Origin of the sequence: Streptomyces sp. BBFR25, from assembly GCF_044590125.1 — a bacterium.
Classification (GTDB): Bacteria; Actinomycetota; Actinomycetes; order Streptomycetales; family Streptomycetaceae; genus Streptomyces; species Streptomyces canus_D.
Map to the genome: position 1 here is coordinate 3631678 of NZ_CP172447.1, position 15484 is coordinate 3647161.

Sequence of the window (15484 nt, forward strand, 5' to 3'; positions counted from 1 at the left end):
GGCCGTTCAGCCGCTGGTGCCGAACGCGACCGCCAGGTACTCCTTCTCGTCCGCACTGGTCGGCTCGCTGGCGTACACCTGCGACATGTACAGGTGCCCCTGCGAGTAGAGCAGCTCGGAGTAGTCCGGGGACATGCTCGTCTCCACGTCCCGCACCGCCTCCGTCGCCGGGTTCTCCAGCAGCGTCGTCTGCTTGAACGTCGCGCCGTCGATGCTCACGACCTGGCCGCCCTTGTCGTACGGCGGGCGCTTGTAGGCGATCACGTTGCCGCCGTCCATGCGCAGCGGGGTGATCGTGTAGTCGTCGCCGGAGTCCGCGCGCTGACCGGTCTGCTTGCCGGTGGCCAGGTCGAAGGCGACGACCTCGTTGGCCCGGCTGTACGACTCGCCGCTGCCCTCGTGCTCCTCGGTGGCGATGTAGAGCTTGCCGTTCCCGGCCGCGAGCCCGTTGCAGCTCTCGATCTTGGTGATGCTGTCGCAGCGGGCCGCGAACTGGTCTCCGGGTGCCGAGATGCGGGTGAGCAGCTTGCCGGTCTTGTTGTCGATGGAGAAGAAGTCCGAGATGCCGCTGCCGTCACCGGCGGAGTCACCGACGTCGGCGGCCACGACCAGCGGCTCCGTCGAGACGACACCCGCGTACTCGATGCCCTTGGCCATCTTGTACTCGGAGAGCACCTTCCCGCTCTTCGGGTCGATGGTCTGGATGTTCAGCTGGCGGGCGTCGTACGAGCCGCACTTGCGCACCGCGACCAGCTTCTCGCCGCCGCCGTAGCCCGCGTCGTAGCAGGTGTCGGTGGTCTTCGGGGACCACAGGACGTCGCCCTTGGCGAGGTCGAAGGCGACGCCGCCGTCGGTGCTGCCCGCGGCGACGGTGCCACCGCTGATCGTGACGTTGTCGAAGGAGATCGGCTCGTCACCGGCGGTCTTCGTCCACACCTTCTTCCCGGCGTCCAGGTCCAGGACCGCGACCTGGGTGCAGCCGTGCGAGGGCTCGGCCTTGGTCGGCATGGCGGGCTGGTGGACGATCACCGTCTTGTTGTCGTCGGTGACGTGCCGCGTGGTCGCGCAGACGGGACCCTCCAGCTTGACGGTCCACTTCTTGCTGCCCTTGTCGGCGTCGTACCCGACGACCTCGGCGACGCCGCTCTTGGCGTACACCTTGTCGGTGAGCCACGAGCCGGAGACGACGACGCTGCTGTCGTCCTTGCTCACCGGGGGCATCGGGACCTGGAAGAGGACCTTGGCGGCCGGGTCGGAGGGCGCCTTCTCCTGGGCGCCGGAGGTCTTGCCGCCGTCGCCGCCCTTCTGGTCCGTGCCGCCGTCGCCGCCCGTGCCGCCGCTGGAGCCGGCGGTGTCGTCCTTGCCGCCGTCGTCGGAGGACCCGGCGTACCAGACCCCGCCGCCGATGATCAGCGCGATCGCGACGACGGCGGACACGATGATGGCGACCTGCGCGTTGATCTTCCGCCCGCCGCCCGGCCCCGCGGCCTGCGGCTGCATGGGCATGGTGGCCGGCTGCTGGTAGCCGTATCCGGGCTGACCGGGCTGTCCCGGCTGGCCGTAGGCAGGCGTCGGCTGCCCGTACGGCCCGGGCTGACCGGGCTGACCCGGGTAGCCGTACCCGGGCTGCGGCTGGGGCTGCGGCGGCGTCTGCGGATACCCGTACCCCGGCTGCTGCGGCGGCGGCCCCGCCGGCGGCGTGGGCGGAGCCGCGGGCGCCTGCGGCGGCGTCTGCGGATAGCCGTAGCCCGGCTGCTGCGGCGGCTGGTTCTGCGGCGGCTGGTTCTGCGGCGGCTGGTTCTGCGGCGGGCCGAAACCGCCCCCCTGCGGGGGCTGGTTGGGCGGCGGGGGCGGCGGCTGGGTCATGACGTGAGCACCTCGAAGAGCGGAGACGACGGGGACGGAACGGGCCGCGGGAACGCGGCCGGGGGAACGGTCGGAGAAGAGGTCACTTGCCGTAGGCGAGCATCAACTTCTCCTTCGACTCGTCGTTCCCGGTCAGGCGGGTGCTGGAGATGAAGAACCGCCCGTCGACCCAGTCGATGTCCTTGGAGTAGAAGCCGTTCTCGATGTCCGCGACGCCCTGCGGGTTCTGCAGCAGCTTGGCCGGCTTGTGGCTGCTGCCGCCGGTCGGGATGGACACGACCTGCCCGCCCGCGTCGTAGGACGGCTGGACGTACGCGATGAGCTGGTCGCCCTCGACCTTCATCGGCATCATCGACTCGTCCGCGGGGGACTTGGTCCGCCACTTCTCCTTGCCGGTGGCGAGGTTGATCGCGACGATCTCGTTGGCGCCGCTGGTCGCCTCGGTCGGCAGGTAGAGCGTGCCCGCGGCGACCGCCACGCCGCTGCACCCCTGGAGGTCGCGTTCGAGGATGGCCCAGCCGCACTCGGGGGCGAAGTCCTCGTCGACGCCGACCTGCTCCTGGACCTTGCCCGCGGAGGTGAAGCTGGAGATGTTCCAGACCTTCTTGTCCTCGTTGGTGGCGTAGACGACCAACGGGTCGACGGAGTAGGCGCGGGCGACCCGCCAGTCCTTCTCGTACTTGTAGGTCCACAGGACCTTGCCGGTCTTCGGGTCGAGGCCCTGCAACTCGTCGTGCGCGTTGTTGCCGCCGGCGCCGCAGGAGGCGACCTGGACGAGCTTGTTCGCGCTGCCCGCGAACCCGGCGGGGAAGCAGGCGTCGCCGTACTTCTTCTTCTCGTACAGCTTCTTGCCGCTGCGGACGTCGTAGGCGGTGCCGGACTGGGAGCGGCCGACCATCAGGATGTCACCGCTGAGCGAGAGTTCGACGGAGAGCGTGGAGTCGAACAGGTCACCGTCGGCGACCTCCTCGGACCAGCCCTTCTCGCCGGTGGCGAGGTCGATCTCCTGGAGCTTGTTGCACTTGGCGCGGTCGCTGGAGCCGCTCATGTAGGCGACGACGATCTTGTCGGCGGCGGTCTTCTCCGGAGTGACCGAGCAGATCTTCTCCGGGAAGGCGATCGGGTCCCAGGCGGGCTTGCCGTCGCCGACGTTGTAGGCGAGGACCTGCTTGTACGCCGCCTTCACCGCGGCCTTGCCGGTGATCCACATGCCGTCGGCGTCGGCACCGGAACCGGGGGCGTCGGGCGCCTCCTTGTACCAGAGCACCTTGGACTCGCCGGCCTGGCGGCCCTCGTTGAGGTCCTCGGGGTCCTCGCCGCCGTCGCCGCTGCCGTCACCGGGGTTGACCGGGGCGGCGCCCTTGGAGCCGGAGGGCTTGGGGTCGTCGGTCTTGGCGACGACGGGCTTCTTGTCCTTCTCGTCGTCGCCGCCGCTCGCGGTGACCGCCCACACGCTGCCGCCGATGACGAGCAGGGCCGCGACGGCCGCTCCGACGGCGAGGGCGGGCTTGCCGCGGAAGGGGTTGCGCGACCCGGGACCGCCGGGCGGCGGCGTACCGGGAGCGCCGGGGAAGCCGGGGTACTGCTGCTGCGGGTATCCGTAGCCGGGCTGCTGGCCGTACGGCCCCGGCTGCTGCGGCTGGGCGTACGGGCCGGAGTTGTACGGTCCGGGCTGCTGACCGTAGGGCCCGGGCTGGGCGGGCTGGCCCGGCTGACCGGGCTGCTGCGGATAGCCGTAGCCCGGCTGCTGCTGCGGCGGACCGGGCGGCGGGCCCTGCGGGGGCGGCGGGGTCGGTGCCCCGAAACCTCCCGGCGGTGGGTCCTGCGGTGCTCCGAAGCCACCCGGCTGCGGCGGCTGATTCGGCGGCTGGCTCATCAGCGCGTTCCCCCTTATTACTCACTGATTTTTAGCCACGCCCCGGGTCACGCGCTGGCCCCGGAGTCGTCTACGGCGTTCGTTCCACACGCCTCGGACTGCCCTGGGACAGTCCTCGGACGGCCTTTCTATCACCCGCGGCCAACCGCCCACCGGGCCGCGTCCGCCCCTGTTCCCAAGGGAGGACCGGCCCGTGATGCCTCTGTTACGAGCCTTCACCCGCCCTTTACACCACCCGCGCTCCCCGCGCGCAGGCGGTCAGGCGTCCTCGGCCAGTTCCAGCCAGCGCATCTCCAGCTCGTCGCGCTGCCCCGTCAGCGCGCGCAGCTCGGCGTCCAGTTCGGCCACCTTCGCGAAGTCCGTGGCGTTCTCGGCGATCTGCGCGTGCAGCTTGGTCTCCTTCTCGGAGACCTTGTCCAGCTGCCGCTCGATCTTCTGGAGTTCCTTCTTGGCGGCGCGTACGTCGGCGGCGCTCTTCTCGGGCACGGCGGCGGCGGGCCTGGCCGCCACGGCCGGGGCGCTGGACGCGGCGGCCTCCTCCATGCGCTGCCGCCGCTCCAGGTACTCGTCGATGCCGCGCGGCAGCATGCGCAGCGCGCCGTCGCCGAGCAGGGCGAAGACCCGGTCGGTGGTGCGCTCGATGAAGAACCGGTCGTGGGAGATGACGATCATCGAGCCGGGCCAGCCGTCGAGGACGTCCTCCAGCTGGGTCAGGGTCTCGATGTCGAGGTCGTTGGTGGGCTCGTCGAGGAAGAGGACGTTGGGCTCGTCCATGAGCAGCCGCAGCAGCTGCAACCGCCGCCGCTCACCGCCGGACAGGTCGCCGACCGGCGTCCACTGCTTCTCCTTGCCGAAGCCGAAGGTCTCGCACAGCTGCCCCGCGGTCATCTCGCGCCCCTTGCCGAGGTCGACCCGCTCACGGACGCGCTGCACGGCCTCCAGCACCCGCCAGGTGGGGTCGAGTTCGGCGACCTCCTGCGACAGGTACGCCAGCTTGACGGTCCTGCCGACCTTGACGCGCCCGCCCGCGGGCTGCTGCTCCCCGTCGCTGTACGCCGCGTTCGCGAGATCCCGCAGCAAGGAGGTCTTGCCGGCGCCGTTGACACCGACGAGGCCGATGCGGTCGCCCGGCCCGAGCTGCCACGTCACATGCTTCAGCAGCACCTTGGGACCGGCCTGGACGGTCACGTCCTCCAGGTCGAACACCGTCTTGCCGAGCCGCGACGACGCGAACTTCATCAACTCGCTGCTGTCCCGGGGCGGCGGCACGTCGGCGATCAGCTCGTTGGCGGCCTCGACGCGGAAGCGGGGCTTGGAGGTACGGGCGGGCGCGCCGCGCCGCAGCCAGGCCAGCTCCTTGCGGACCAGGTTCTGCCGCTTGGTCTCCTCGGTGGCGGCGATGCGCTCGCGTTCGGCGCGGGCGAAGACGTAGTCGGAGTAGCCGCCCTCGTACTCGTAGACGTCGCCCTTCTGCACGTCCCACATGCGGGTGCAGACCTGGTCGAGGAACCACCGGTCGTGGGTGACGCACACGAGCGCGGAGCGCCGCTCGCGAAGATGCCCCGCGAGCCAGGCGATGCCCTCGACGTCGAGGTGGTTGGTGGGCTCGTCGAGGACGACCAGGTCCTGTTCCTCGATCAGCAGCTTGGCCAGCGCGATCCGGCGCCGCTCACCGCCGGAGAGCGGCCCGATCACGGTGTCCAGCCCCTGCGGGAAGCCCGGCATGTCCAGCCCGCCGAACAGCCCGGTCAGCACGTCGCGGATCTTGGCGCTGCCCGCCCACTCGTGGTCGGCCAGGTCGCCGATGACCTCGTGCCGGACGGTGGCGGCGGGGTCGAGGGAGTCGTGCTGGGTGAGCACCCCGAGCCGCAGTCCGCCGGAGTGGGTGACCCGGCCGGTGTCCGGCTCCTCCAGCCTGGCCAGCATCCGGATCATGGTCGTCTTGCCGTCGCCGTTGCGCCCGACGACACCGATGCGGTCCCCCTCGGAGACGCCGAGGGACACGCCGTCGAGAAGTGCACGGGTGCCGTACACCTTGCTGACGTTCTCGACATTGACCAGATTGACGGCCATTTCTCTCCTGACTGGGGGATCGCTCGACCCTCCAGGGTAGACCGGCCGCCGGGAGCCTCAGTCCAGGACCGTCGCCCCCGCCGCCGCCCCCACCGCCGTACGCACGTCCCGGCACGTCCCCGACGCCCGCAGCACCCCCGCGATGTCGGAGGCGGACTTGGCGTCGGTCGCGAGGAAGGCCGTGGTCGGCCCCGAGCCCGAGACCAGCGCGGCCAGTGCCCCCGCCGCCCGGCCCGCCGCGAGGGTGTCGGACAGCTCGGGGAAGAGGGAGAGCGCGGCCGGCTGGAGGTCGTTGGAGGCGGCCACGGCGAGCGCCGCCGGGTCGCCCTTCGCGAGGGCGTCGAGCACCGCCTGGTCGGCGACCGGCTCCGGGATGTCCAGGCCCTCCGCCAGCCGGTCGAACTCACGGAAGACGGCCGGCGTGGACAGGCCCCGCGCGGCCAGCGCGAACACCCAGCGGAAGTCGCCGCCCACCTCCAGCGCGGTCAGTCGCTCTCCCCGCCCGGTGCCCAGCGCCGCCCCGCCGACCAGGCTGAACGGCACGTCGCTGCCCAGCTCGGCACAGATGTCGAGCAGTTCCTCCCGGGAGGCGCCGGTGCCCCACAGGGCGTCGCAGGCGAGCAGCGCGCCCGCGCCGTCGGCACTGCCGCCCGCCATGCCACCGGCGACCGGGATGTCCTTGGCGATGTGGAGGTGGACGTCGGGTGCGCGGCCGTACCGTTCGGCGAGGGCGAGTGCCGCGCGGGCGGCGAGGTTGGTGCGGTCGAGCGGGACCTGGTCGGCGTCCGGCCCTTCGCAGGTGACGCGGAGTCCGTCGGCGGCCGGGGTCGCGGTGATCTCGTCGTACAGGGAGACGGCGAGGAAGACGTTGGCCAGGTCGTGGAAGCCGTCGGGGCGGGCGGCGCCGACCGCCAGCTGGACGTTGACCTTGGCGGGGACGCGGACCGTCACGCTCACGTGCTCGTCACTCCCTACTGCTTGTGCTCGGCGATACGCGCGAACTCTTCCACGGTCAGGGCCTCTCCGCGCGCCTGCGGCGACACGCCCGCGCCGACGAGTGCGGCCTCGGCGGCGGCGGCGGACCCCGCCCACCCGGCGAGCGCGGCCCGCAGGGTCTTGCGGCGCTGGGCGAACGCGGCGTCGACGACGGCGAAGACCTCGCGCCTGGACGCGGTGGTCTTCAGCGGCTCCGTCCGCCGGACGAGTGACACCAGCCCGCTGTCGACGTTCGGCGCGGGCCAGAAGACGTTGCGGCCGATGGACCCGGCCCGCTTCACCTCGGCGTACCAGTTGGCCTTCACGGACGGGACGCCGTACACCTTCGACCCGGGTCCGGCGGCGAGCCGGTCGGCGACCTCGGCCTGCACCATGACGAGGGTCCGCTCGATGCTCGGGAAGGTGTCGAGCATGTGGAGGAGGACGGGGACGGCGACGTTGTAGGGGAGGTTCGCGACCAGGGCGGTCGGGGCGGGCCCCGGCAGCTCGGTCACGTGCATGGCGTCGGAGTGCACGAGCGCGAACCGGTCGGCGCGCTCCGGCATGCGGGCGGCGACGGTGGCGGGCAGGGCACCGGCGAGGACGTCGTCGATCTCGACGGCGGTGACCCGGTCGGCGGCCTCCAGCAGGGCCAGGGTGAGCGAGCCGAGACCCGGTCCCACCTCGACCACCACGTCGTCGGGGCGTACCTCGGCGGTGCGGACGATGCGGCGGACCGTGTTCGCGTCGATGACGAAGTTCTGGCCGCGCTGCTTGGTGGGGCGTACGCCGAGGGCGGCCGCGAGTTCACGGACGTCGGCTGCGCCCAGGAGGGCGTCGGGGGTGGGGCTGCTCACCCCGCAAGGGTAGCCGGGGGCGGGACGGCATCGATCCCGCAGCCGGGCGCCGGGGACTCATTCCCGCAGCCGGGCGCCGCAGTGCGGCCAGGCACTGGCGCCGCTGCGTACGTACAGCTTCTGCGCCCGGTACGTCTGCTCCGCGGCCGACGCGTTCTCCGGGCGGCCCTCGCCGCCGAGGTCGTGCCAGGTGGCGGAGTCGAACTGGTAGAGGCCCCCGTACGTCCCGGACGGGTCGACGGCGTCCGGGCGGCCGCCGGACTCGCAGGCGGCCAGGCCCTGCCAGTTCAGGTGGTCGGCGCCGTGCACGGAGGTCGGCCGGGGCCGGGTGCCGACCCGCACGATCCGCGGGCTGGGCTCGCGGACCACCTCGGTGCGCAGGCGGCGCGGCTTCTGCCGGACGCCGTTGACGGTGCGCAGGGCGTACGTGGTGCGGCGCAGTCCGGGCCGGCCCGCCTGCTGGACGACCTCGGCCCCCTGGAAGAGGGTGGCGTCCTCGGTCCGTCGCTCGTCGAAGGGGATCGGGTCCTCGCGGACCTCCTGGGACCCGGTGATCCGCAGCACCGTGACGGTCTGCCCGTCGCGCGGGAAGCCGGTCGGGGGGACGGAGGTGGTGTCCTCGCCGCGCAGCGTGATGCCGGCCTCCTCGACGGCCTCCCGCACGGTCGCCGCGTTGGTGCGGACGGTGCGGGTCCGGCCGTCCGCCATGACGGTGACCACCCGCTCGGTGCGGACCACCAGGGCGAGGCCCTCGCGGCCGATGCGCCGGGAGGGCCCGGTGGACAGGTACGCGCCCTGCGCCCGCACGCCGAGCTGCCGCAGCGCGCCCTCCACCGTCCCGGCCGTCGTCCACACCTGGCGCCGGTGGCCGTCCAGGGTGAGCAGCACGGGCCGCCCGTAGCGGACGGTGACGTCCTCGCCGCTGGTCAGCGGGGTGCCGGGGGCGGGTGCGATCACGTCGTGGGCGCCCACCTGGACGCCTTGCTCGGCGAGCAGTTCGGTCACGTCGTCGGCGAAGGTGTGCAGCGTGCGCGGGGTGCCGTCGACGGTCAGCTCGACCGCCTTGTCCTTGGCGACGAAGGCCGTGGTGCCGCCCGCGAGGAAGGCCACGACCAGGGCGCGCGGCAGCAGCCTGCGCAGGGAGGTGTCCGCCCGCCCATGAACCGACCGCGCCCGGCGCCGGCGCTCGGCCCGCCCGTCGCCCTGCCGGGGCACCACGGGCACGGTCGGCTCGTGGAGGGGCGGCGGCGCGGGCCGGTACGGGTCGCCGTACTCGCGGTCGTACCCGTACGGCAGGGTCGGCGCGGTGTGCACGTCGTACGGTGCGAGGTACTCGTACGCGTACACGTTCGCGTACTCGTTCGCCTCTGCCGCCTCTGCCGGCTCGAACTGCGTTCTGCTCACACCCACACGCTCCAGGGGTCCCGATCGGGCCCCCAGAACCTAGCGGAGGGTCGGTCACTCTCCCAAGCGACGCGACTACTCTGCGTGTCAGTACCCGAAGGCGCGGGCCGTGTTCGCGGCGAGCGCGGTGGCCAGGGTGTCCTCGTCGACGCCCCGTACGGCCGCCATGGCACGCACCGTCACGGGCACCAGGTAGGGGGCGTTCGGCCGCCCCCGGTAGGGCGCCGGTGTCAGGAACGGCGCGTCGGTCTCCACCAGGACCAGCTCGGCCGGGGCCACCGCGAGGGCGTCGCGCAGGTTCTGGGCGTTCTTGAAGGTGACGTTGCCGGCGAAGGACATGTAGTACCCGGCGCGGGCGCAGATCTCGGCCATCTCGGCGTCGCCGGAGTAGCAGTGGAAGACGGTGCGCTCGGGGGCGCCCTCCTCCTTGAGGACGCGCAGGACGTCGGTGTGGGCGTCGCGGTCGTGGATGACGAGGGTCTTGCCGTGCCGTTTGGCGATCTCGATGTGGGCGCGGAAGGACCGCTCCTGGGCTTCCTTGCCCTCCGGGCCGGTGCGGAAGTAGTCAAGACCCGTCTCGCCGACGCCCCTGACCTGCGGGAGCGCCGCGAGCCGGTCGATCTCCGCGAGGGCGTCGTCGAGGGCCGCGTCGCCGCCGGGCTCGCGCGCCCCCTGTCGCGACCAGCCGTCGGGATCGCCGTGCACGATGCGCGGGGCCTCGTTGGGATGCAGGGCGACGGTGGCGTGGACGGCGTCGTGCGCCGCGGCGGTCTCGGCGGCCCAGCGGGACCCGGCGAGGTCGCACCCGACCTGGACGACGGTCGTGACGCCGACCGACGCGGCCTTGGCGAGCGCCTCCTCGACCGTGCCGGACTGCATGTCGAGGTGGGTGTGCGAATCGGCGACCGGCACCCGCAGGGGCTCGGGCAGCGGGGGCGCGGCGTTCTTGTCGGACCGGCCCGGGGCGTTCGAAGGCATGCTCCGATCCTACGGAAGCCCTCGCGCGCCCGAGGGGCCGGTCAGGCGGCCCTGCGGTGGAGGTGGAGGGCGTGCAGCAGGTCGGCCAGGTGCCAGTGCCGGCGTTCGCCGGACAGTCCCGGCGCCCCCAGCCCCGGCGCCTCGGGCACCCCCGCCTCGGGCACCCGCGGCACCTCCAGGGGACCGGCCGCGGGCACCCGGTGGACGCCGTGGGCGGTGCCGCGCACGGAGGCGACCCGGCCCGGGCGCAGGATGCGTACGACGTGGCTGTCGCAGGTGGCGCAGGTCGGCCGGGTCAGCGGGGAGGGCACGACGCGGCCGCCCGCGATGTAGCGCACGAACGCGCGGCCGTCGGTGTCCGTGTGGTGCTCGATCTCGAACGACTGCTCCCAGCCGTGCCCGCAGCGCATGCAGGCGAAGGAGTACGACTCGTGGACGACGGCGGTGGCACCGGCGCGCACTCGGGTCCGCGCGGTGCTCTCACTCATGCTCATCCCGGCTCCTTGGTTCGTTCTGCTCCTTCCTCCAGTGGACTCCTCCACCAGCGGGAAAGCACCAGGCGCTGCCGAGTGTTTGGGCCGATTTGGACCGTCCTTGGCAGGAGTGCCCGCAAGGTCAGGAGCGGGTCAAGGGCGGGGCGGTTCAGGTCAAGGGCGAGGCGGCCCGGGTCAAAGCCGGGGCGGCCCGGGTCAAGCCGAGCCCTTCCGCTCCCCCTCAGCTCCCCGCGTTCTTCGCCGCCACCACCGCGTCGAACACCTCCCGCTTGGGCACGCCCACCTGGGCGGCCACCGCGGCGATCGCCTCCTTGCGCCGCTCCCCCGCCTCCTCGCGCACCCGCACCCTGCGCACCAGCTCCTCGGCGCCGATCTCCTCGGGCCCCTTCTCCGGCGCCCCCTCCACAACGACGGTGATCTCGCCCCGCACCCCTTCACCGGCCCACGCGGCCAGCTCACCGAGCCCTCCCCGCCTGACCTCCTCGTACGTCTTGGTCAGCTCCCGGCAGACGGCGGCCCGCCGGTCGGTGCCGAAGACCTCGGCCATGGCCGCAAGGGTGTCGTCGAGACGGTGCGGGGCCTCGAAGTAGACGAGGGTCCGGCGCTCCTCGGCGACCTCGCGCAGCCGGGTCAGCCGTTCCCCGGCCTTGCGGGGCAGGAAGCCCTCGAAGCAGAACCGGTCGACCGGCAGCCCCGACAGGGCGAGCGCCGTCAGTACGGCGGACGGCCCGGGGACGGCGGTGACACGCACCCCGCGCTCGACGGCCGCGGCGACCAGCCGGTACCCGGGGTCGGACACCGACGGCATCCCGGCGTCGGTGACCAGCAGCACCCGCGCTCCCCCGGCCAGCTCCTCCACCAGCTCGGGCGTACGGGCGGACTCGTTGCCCTCGAAGTACGACACGACACGCCCCGCGGGTGCGACGCCGAGCGCCTGGGTGAGCCGGCGCAGCCGCCGGGTGTCCTCGGCGGCGACGACGTCCGCGCCCGCCAGTTCCGCGGCGAGCCGGGGCGGGGCGTCCTGGACGTCGCCGATGGGGGTGCCCGCGAGTACAAGGGTTCCAGTCACGCCCCCATCCTCCCAGTCCTGGCGGCCTGTCCTCCCGAAAGGGGAACGTATCCGCCCCCGGGAGGCCCATGCACGGGACGCGCACAGCGCGGTTCCCTACGATGGCGCGGTGACCAGTACCGCGTCCTCCACGGACACCCGGCAGGGCCAGGCCCCGCACGACGAGCCGCCCACCTGGCAGCAGCGGCTGCGCCGCTTCGGCTACACGGCGGGGCCCGCGGCCGGTGACGTCCGCGACCGGCTGGTGCCGCCGTACACGAGCCCGAGCCCGCGCCTGTGGGCGTTCCTGGGCCTGTCGAAGCCGCTTGCCGAGCGGATGATCCGCTGGTCGGCGTGGGGCGGCCCGCTGCTGGTGGCGCTGCTCGCGGGGCTGCTGCGGTTCTGGAACCTGGGCAGCCCGAAGGCGGTGATATTCGACGAGACGTACTACGCGAAGGACGCGTGGGCGCTGGTCCACCGCGGCTTCGAGGTCAACTGGGACAAGAACGCCAACGACCTCATCCTGAACTCGGGCGGCGACGTCCCGATCCCGACCGACGCGGCGTACGTGGTGCACCCGCCGGTCGGCAAGTACGTCATCGGCCTGGGCGAACTGCTGTTCGGCTTCGACCCCTTCGGCTGGCGCTTCATGACGGCGCTGCTCGGCACCCTGTCGGTGCTGCTGCTGTGCCGGATCGGCCGCCGCCTGTTCCGCTCCACGTTCCTGGGGTGCCTGGCGGGCGCCCTGATGGCACTGGACGGCCTGCACTTCGTGATGAGCCGCACCGCGCTGCTGGACGGCGTGCTGATGTTCTTCGTGCTGGCCGCCTTCGGCTGCCTGGTCGTGGACCGCGACAAGGCCCGTTCGAGACTCGCCGCCGCACTCCCGGTGGACGAGGACGGCCGCGCCCGCCCCGACGCGCACATCGCGGAGACCCTCCGCCTCGGGTGGCGCCCCTGGCGCGTGGCGGCGGGCCTGATGCTGGGGCTGGCGGCGGCCACCAAGTGGAACGGCCTGTACATCATGGCGGCCTTCTGCGTGATGGCCGTGCTGTGGGACGTCGGCTCCCGCCGCGTCGCGGGCGCCCACCGCCCCTACCGCGCGGTACTCCGCCACGACCTGGGCTGGGCCTTCCTCTCCACGGTCCCGGTGGCCCTGGCGACGTACCTCCTCTCCTGGCTCGGCTGGATCCTCTCCCCTTCCGACGGCACCGGCGGCTACTACCGCGACTGGGCGGCGAAGGACGGCGCGGACAGCTCCTGGTCGTGGCTCTTCCCCGACTGGTGGCGCAGCCTGTGGCACTACGAGACCCAGGTGCTGGAGTTCCACACCCACCTCACCTCGCCGCACACGTACCAGTCGAACCCCTGGAGCTGGATCGTCCTGGGCCGCCCGGTCTCCTACTTCTACGAGTCCCCGTCGGCGGGCTCGGACGGCTGCCCGGTCGACGCGGGCGAGAAGTGCGCCCGCGAGGTCCTCGCCCTCGGCACACCCCTGCTCTGGTGGCTGGGCTGCTTCGCCCTCCTGTACGTCCTGTGGCGCTGGTTCTTCCGCCGCGACTGGCGCGCGGGCGCCATCGCCTGCGGCGTGGTCGCCGGTTACCTCCCCTGGTTCATGTACCAGGAGCGCACGATCTTCCTCTTCTACGCCGTCGTCTTCGTCCCGTTCCTCTGCCTCGCGGTGGCCATGCTCCTGGGCGCGATCATCGGCCGCCCGGGCTGCACCGACACCCGCAGAGTCGCGGGCGCGACGGGCGCGGGCGTCCTGGTCCTCCTCATCGCCTGGAACTTCATCTACTTCTGGCCCTTGTACACGGGCACGGCGATCCCGATGGAGGAGTGGCGGGCGCGAATGTGGCTGGATACGTGGGTCTAGCTGGGCGGACATGTCATGAGGGCACGGCGGCATGCCGTGCCCTCATGGTCGTTGTCGGTCGTTGGCGGCCGACGCTGGTCCCCCTCGTACGGCCCGGAGACGGCCCCGGAGCTGCCGACCTGTCCGGCGCCGTCCGCCTCGTGGAGGAGTTTCGGGGTCGGGTGATCGCCCGCCAGGACCCGGCCTTCAGCGCCTCTGTCGCCGCAGCCGTCGCAGACATCCAGGCGGCCCGGCGGACGAGCCGGTGATCGACGGTCGGCGGCGTCGCGCCCCCGGGTCTCCTTTAGGCCACCAATCGGAAACACCCGTACCACCGTTCACCCCCTGCGCTTAGAGTGCACCTACAACTACTTCTGAACGCGTTCAAGATGGCGGGCGGAAGGTCTGACGGGGAGGGGACTGCCGATGGGCAGGGGGGTGAAGGTCGCCGTCATAGGCGGGGTGTTCGCCGTGATGGTGGGCGGTGCCGGGTACGGCGCCTACAACGTGGTGTCGGCGCTGGACGGGGACGGGGGCTCCGGGTCCTCGGAGGCCAAGAGCGGACCGCCGGGCGAGGACGAGGTCGCGGAGACGAGCGAGAAGTTCTTCGCGGCCTGGGAGAAGGGTGACGCGACCACCGCGGCGTCCTACACCAACAACGCCTCGGTCGCCGGGGCGCTGCTGACCGCCTACGGCGAGGACGCGCACATCGGCGGCGTCGAGATCACGCCGGGTACGGCGGCCGGGACCTCCGTGCCGTTCACGGTGAAGGCGAAGGTGTCGTACGAGGGGGCGACCAAGCCGCTCAGCTACAAGAGCACGTTGACCGTGGTGCGCGGGGAGACCAGCGGGCGGGCGCTGGTGGACTGGGAGCCGTCCGTCGTCCACCCGGATCTGAAGGACGGGGACACCCTGGTCACCGCGGAGTCGGCGACCCCGCAGATCCAGGCCGTCGGGCGGGACGGTGCCGTGCTGAGCAAGGAGAAGTACCCCTCGCTGGGCCCGATCCTCGCCAAACTCCGGGAGAAGTACGGCGACAAGGCCGGCGGCACCCCCGGCGTCGAGCTGGCGGTCCGGCACACGGCCGCGGACGCGCCGGACACCCCGCTGCTGACGCTGACCGAAGGCAAGCCCGGGAAGCTGCGCACCACCCTCAGCGCGAGCGTGCAGGCGGCGGCCGAGAAGGCGGTGAAGCGGTACGGGCAGTCCTCCGTGGTCGCCGTGAAGCCGAGCTCCGGTGAGGTGCTGGCGGTGGCGAACAACCGCACGGACGGGTTCAACGCGGCCTTCCAGGGCACGGTCGCGCCCGGTTCCACGATGAAGATCATCACCGCGGCCATGCTCATCGACAACGGCGTGACCTCGATGAACGGCCCGGCGCCCTGCCCCGACACGGCGACCTGGCAGAGCCAGACCTTCAAGAACCTCACCGGCATGCAGCCCAACGAGAGCGCCACGCTCGCCAACACCTTCATGCGCTCCTGCAACACCGGCTTCATCAAGCTCATCGACGAGAAGCCGCTCACCGACTCCTCGTTGATGCAGGAGGCCCAGGAGCGTTTCGGGCTCGGGCAGGACAACTGGCAGACCGGCATCTCCTCCTTCGACGGCAAGGTCCCCGCCGTGAGCGGCCCCGACCGTGCCGCGGGCGCCATCGGGCAGGGCCAGGTCCAGATGAACCCGCTGAACATGGCCTCGGTCACCGCGACCGCCATCACCGGTGAGTTCCGCCAGCCCTACCTGGTGCCGTTCGACCTGGACGACCGCGAGCCCGCCACCGCCAAGGGGCTGCCGCAGGGCACCGCCTCCCAGCTCAAGCAGATGATGCGGCTCACCGCCACCCAGGGCACCGGCGTCAAGGCCATGTCCGGGCTCGGCGGCGACATCGGCGCCAAGACCGGGTCGGCCGAGGTCGACGGACAGACGGTCTCCAACAGCTGGTTCACCGGGTTCCGGAACGACATCGCCGCGGCGGCCATGACCGAGGAGGGCGGTCACGGCGGCGACGCGGCCGGGCCGATCGTCGCAGACGTGCTACGAGTCGGCGGCTGACACCGA

The 15484-nt window shown here is 72.3% G+C and carries 11 protein-coding genes; 2 read left to right on the forward strand and 9 right to left on the reverse strand.

The features are described from left to right. Positions 1-6: 6 nt before the first annotated feature. The 9 genes from ACGH52_RS16390 to rsmI form a co-directional block, all read right to left on the reverse strand. A complete protein-coding gene (locus ACGH52_RS16390) occupies positions 7-1866 on the reverse strand; it encodes a PQQ-binding-like beta-propeller repeat protein (protein WP_399940140.1) in 1860 nt (619 codons plus the stop codon). An 82-nt stretch (positions 1867-1948) separates the two neighbouring features. After that, positions 1949-3742, reverse strand: coding sequence for a PQQ-binding-like beta-propeller repeat protein (locus tag ACGH52_RS16395; RefSeq protein ID WP_399940143.1), 1794 nt, complete (start codon positions 3740-3742; stop codon positions 1949-1951). Positions 3743-4000: 258 nt separating this feature from the next. Then, on the reverse strand, positions 4001-5815 hold the full coding sequence (locus ACGH52_RS16400) for an ABC-F family ATP-binding cassette domain-containing protein (RefSeq protein ID WP_059301220.1): 1815 nt from the start codon (positions 5813-5815) through the stop codon (positions 4001-4003). A 57-nt stretch (positions 5816-5872) separates the two neighbouring features. After that, positions 5873-6772: a 4-(cytidine 5'-diphospho)-2-C-methyl-D-erythritol kinase gene (locus ACGH52_RS16405; protein ID WP_210973923.1), complete on the reverse strand. Its 900-nt coding sequence runs from the start codon at positions 6770-6772 to the stop codon at positions 5873-5875. A gap of 14 nt (positions 6773-6786) precedes the next feature. Continuing rightward, entirely contained in the window at positions 6787-7647 is an 861-nt protein-coding gene (gene rsmA / locus ACGH52_RS16410; protein WP_059301222.1) for a 16S rRNA (adenine(1518)-N(6)/adenine(1519)-N(6))-dimethyltransferase RsmA, read from the reverse strand. A gap of 57 nt (positions 7648-7704) precedes the next feature. Beyond that, a complete protein-coding gene (locus tag ACGH52_RS16415) occupies positions 7705-9051 on the reverse strand; it encodes a ubiquitin-like domain-containing protein (RefSeq protein WP_399940148.1) in 1347 nt (448 codons plus the stop codon). An 87-nt stretch (positions 9052-9138) separates the two neighbouring features. Next, on the reverse strand, positions 9139-10029 hold the full coding sequence (locus ACGH52_RS16420; protein WP_059301224.1) for a TatD family hydrolase: 891 nt from the start codon (positions 10027-10029) through the stop codon (positions 9139-9141). Positions 10030-10070: 41 nt separating this feature from the next. Then, the gene (locus ACGH52_RS16425) at positions 10071-10523 is read right to left on the reverse strand and encodes a hypothetical protein (protein ID WP_399940151.1); all 453 of its coding nucleotides are present in this window, start codon (positions 10521-10523) and stop codon (positions 10071-10073) included. Positions 10524-10743: 220 nt separating this feature from the next. After that, complete coding sequence (rsmI, locus tag ACGH52_RS16430) at positions 10744-11592, reverse strand: 16S rRNA (cytidine(1402)-2'-O)-methyltransferase (RefSeq protein ID WP_059301226.1); 849 nt, start codon at positions 11590-11592, stop codon at positions 10744-10746. 109 nt (positions 11593-11701) lie between these two features. Between rsmI and ACGH52_RS16435 the strand changes: the two genes are divergently transcribed. Together ACGH52_RS16435 and ACGH52_RS16440 are read left to right on the forward strand one after the other, a co-directional pair. Beyond that, the gene (locus ACGH52_RS16435) at positions 11702-13447 is read left to right on the forward strand and encodes a dolichyl-phosphate-mannose--protein mannosyltransferase (protein ID WP_399940154.1); all 1746 of its coding nucleotides are present in this window, start codon (positions 11702-11704) and stop codon (positions 13445-13447) included. A gap of 405 nt (positions 13448-13852) precedes the next feature. After that, the gene (locus ACGH52_RS16440; RefSeq protein ID WP_121703042.1) at positions 13853-15478 is read left to right on the forward strand and encodes a penicillin-binding transpeptidase domain-containing protein; all 1626 of its coding nucleotides are present in this window, start codon (positions 13853-13855) and stop codon (positions 15476-15478) included. Positions 15479-15484 lie beyond the last annotated feature (6 nt).

Coding starts and splice junctions, on each gene's coding strand:
- ACGH52_RS16420 (WP_059301224.1), bottom strand. CDS start 10,029: ATGCCTTCGAACGCCCCGGGCCGGTCCGACAAGAACGCCGCGCCCCCG.
- ACGH52_RS16425 (WP_399940151.1), bottom strand. CDS start 10,523: ATGAGCATGAGTGAGAGCACCGCGCGGACCCGAGTGCGCGCCGGTGCC.
- ACGH52_RS16395 (WP_399940143.1), bottom strand. CDS start 3,742: ATGAGCCAGCCGCCGAATCAGCCGCCGCAGCCGGGTGGCTTCGGAGCA.
- ACGH52_RS16390 (WP_399940140.1), bottom strand. CDS start 1,866: ATGACCCAGCCGCCGCCCCCGCCGCCCAACCAGCCCCCGCAGGGGGGC.
- ACGH52_RS16440 (WP_121703042.1), top strand. CDS start 13,853: ATGGGCAGGGGGGTGAAGGTCGCCGTCATAGGCGGGGTGTTCGCCGTG.
- ACGH52_RS16400 (WP_059301220.1), bottom strand. CDS start 5,815: ATGGCCGTCAATCTGGTCAATGTCGAGAACGTCAGCAAGGTGTACGGC.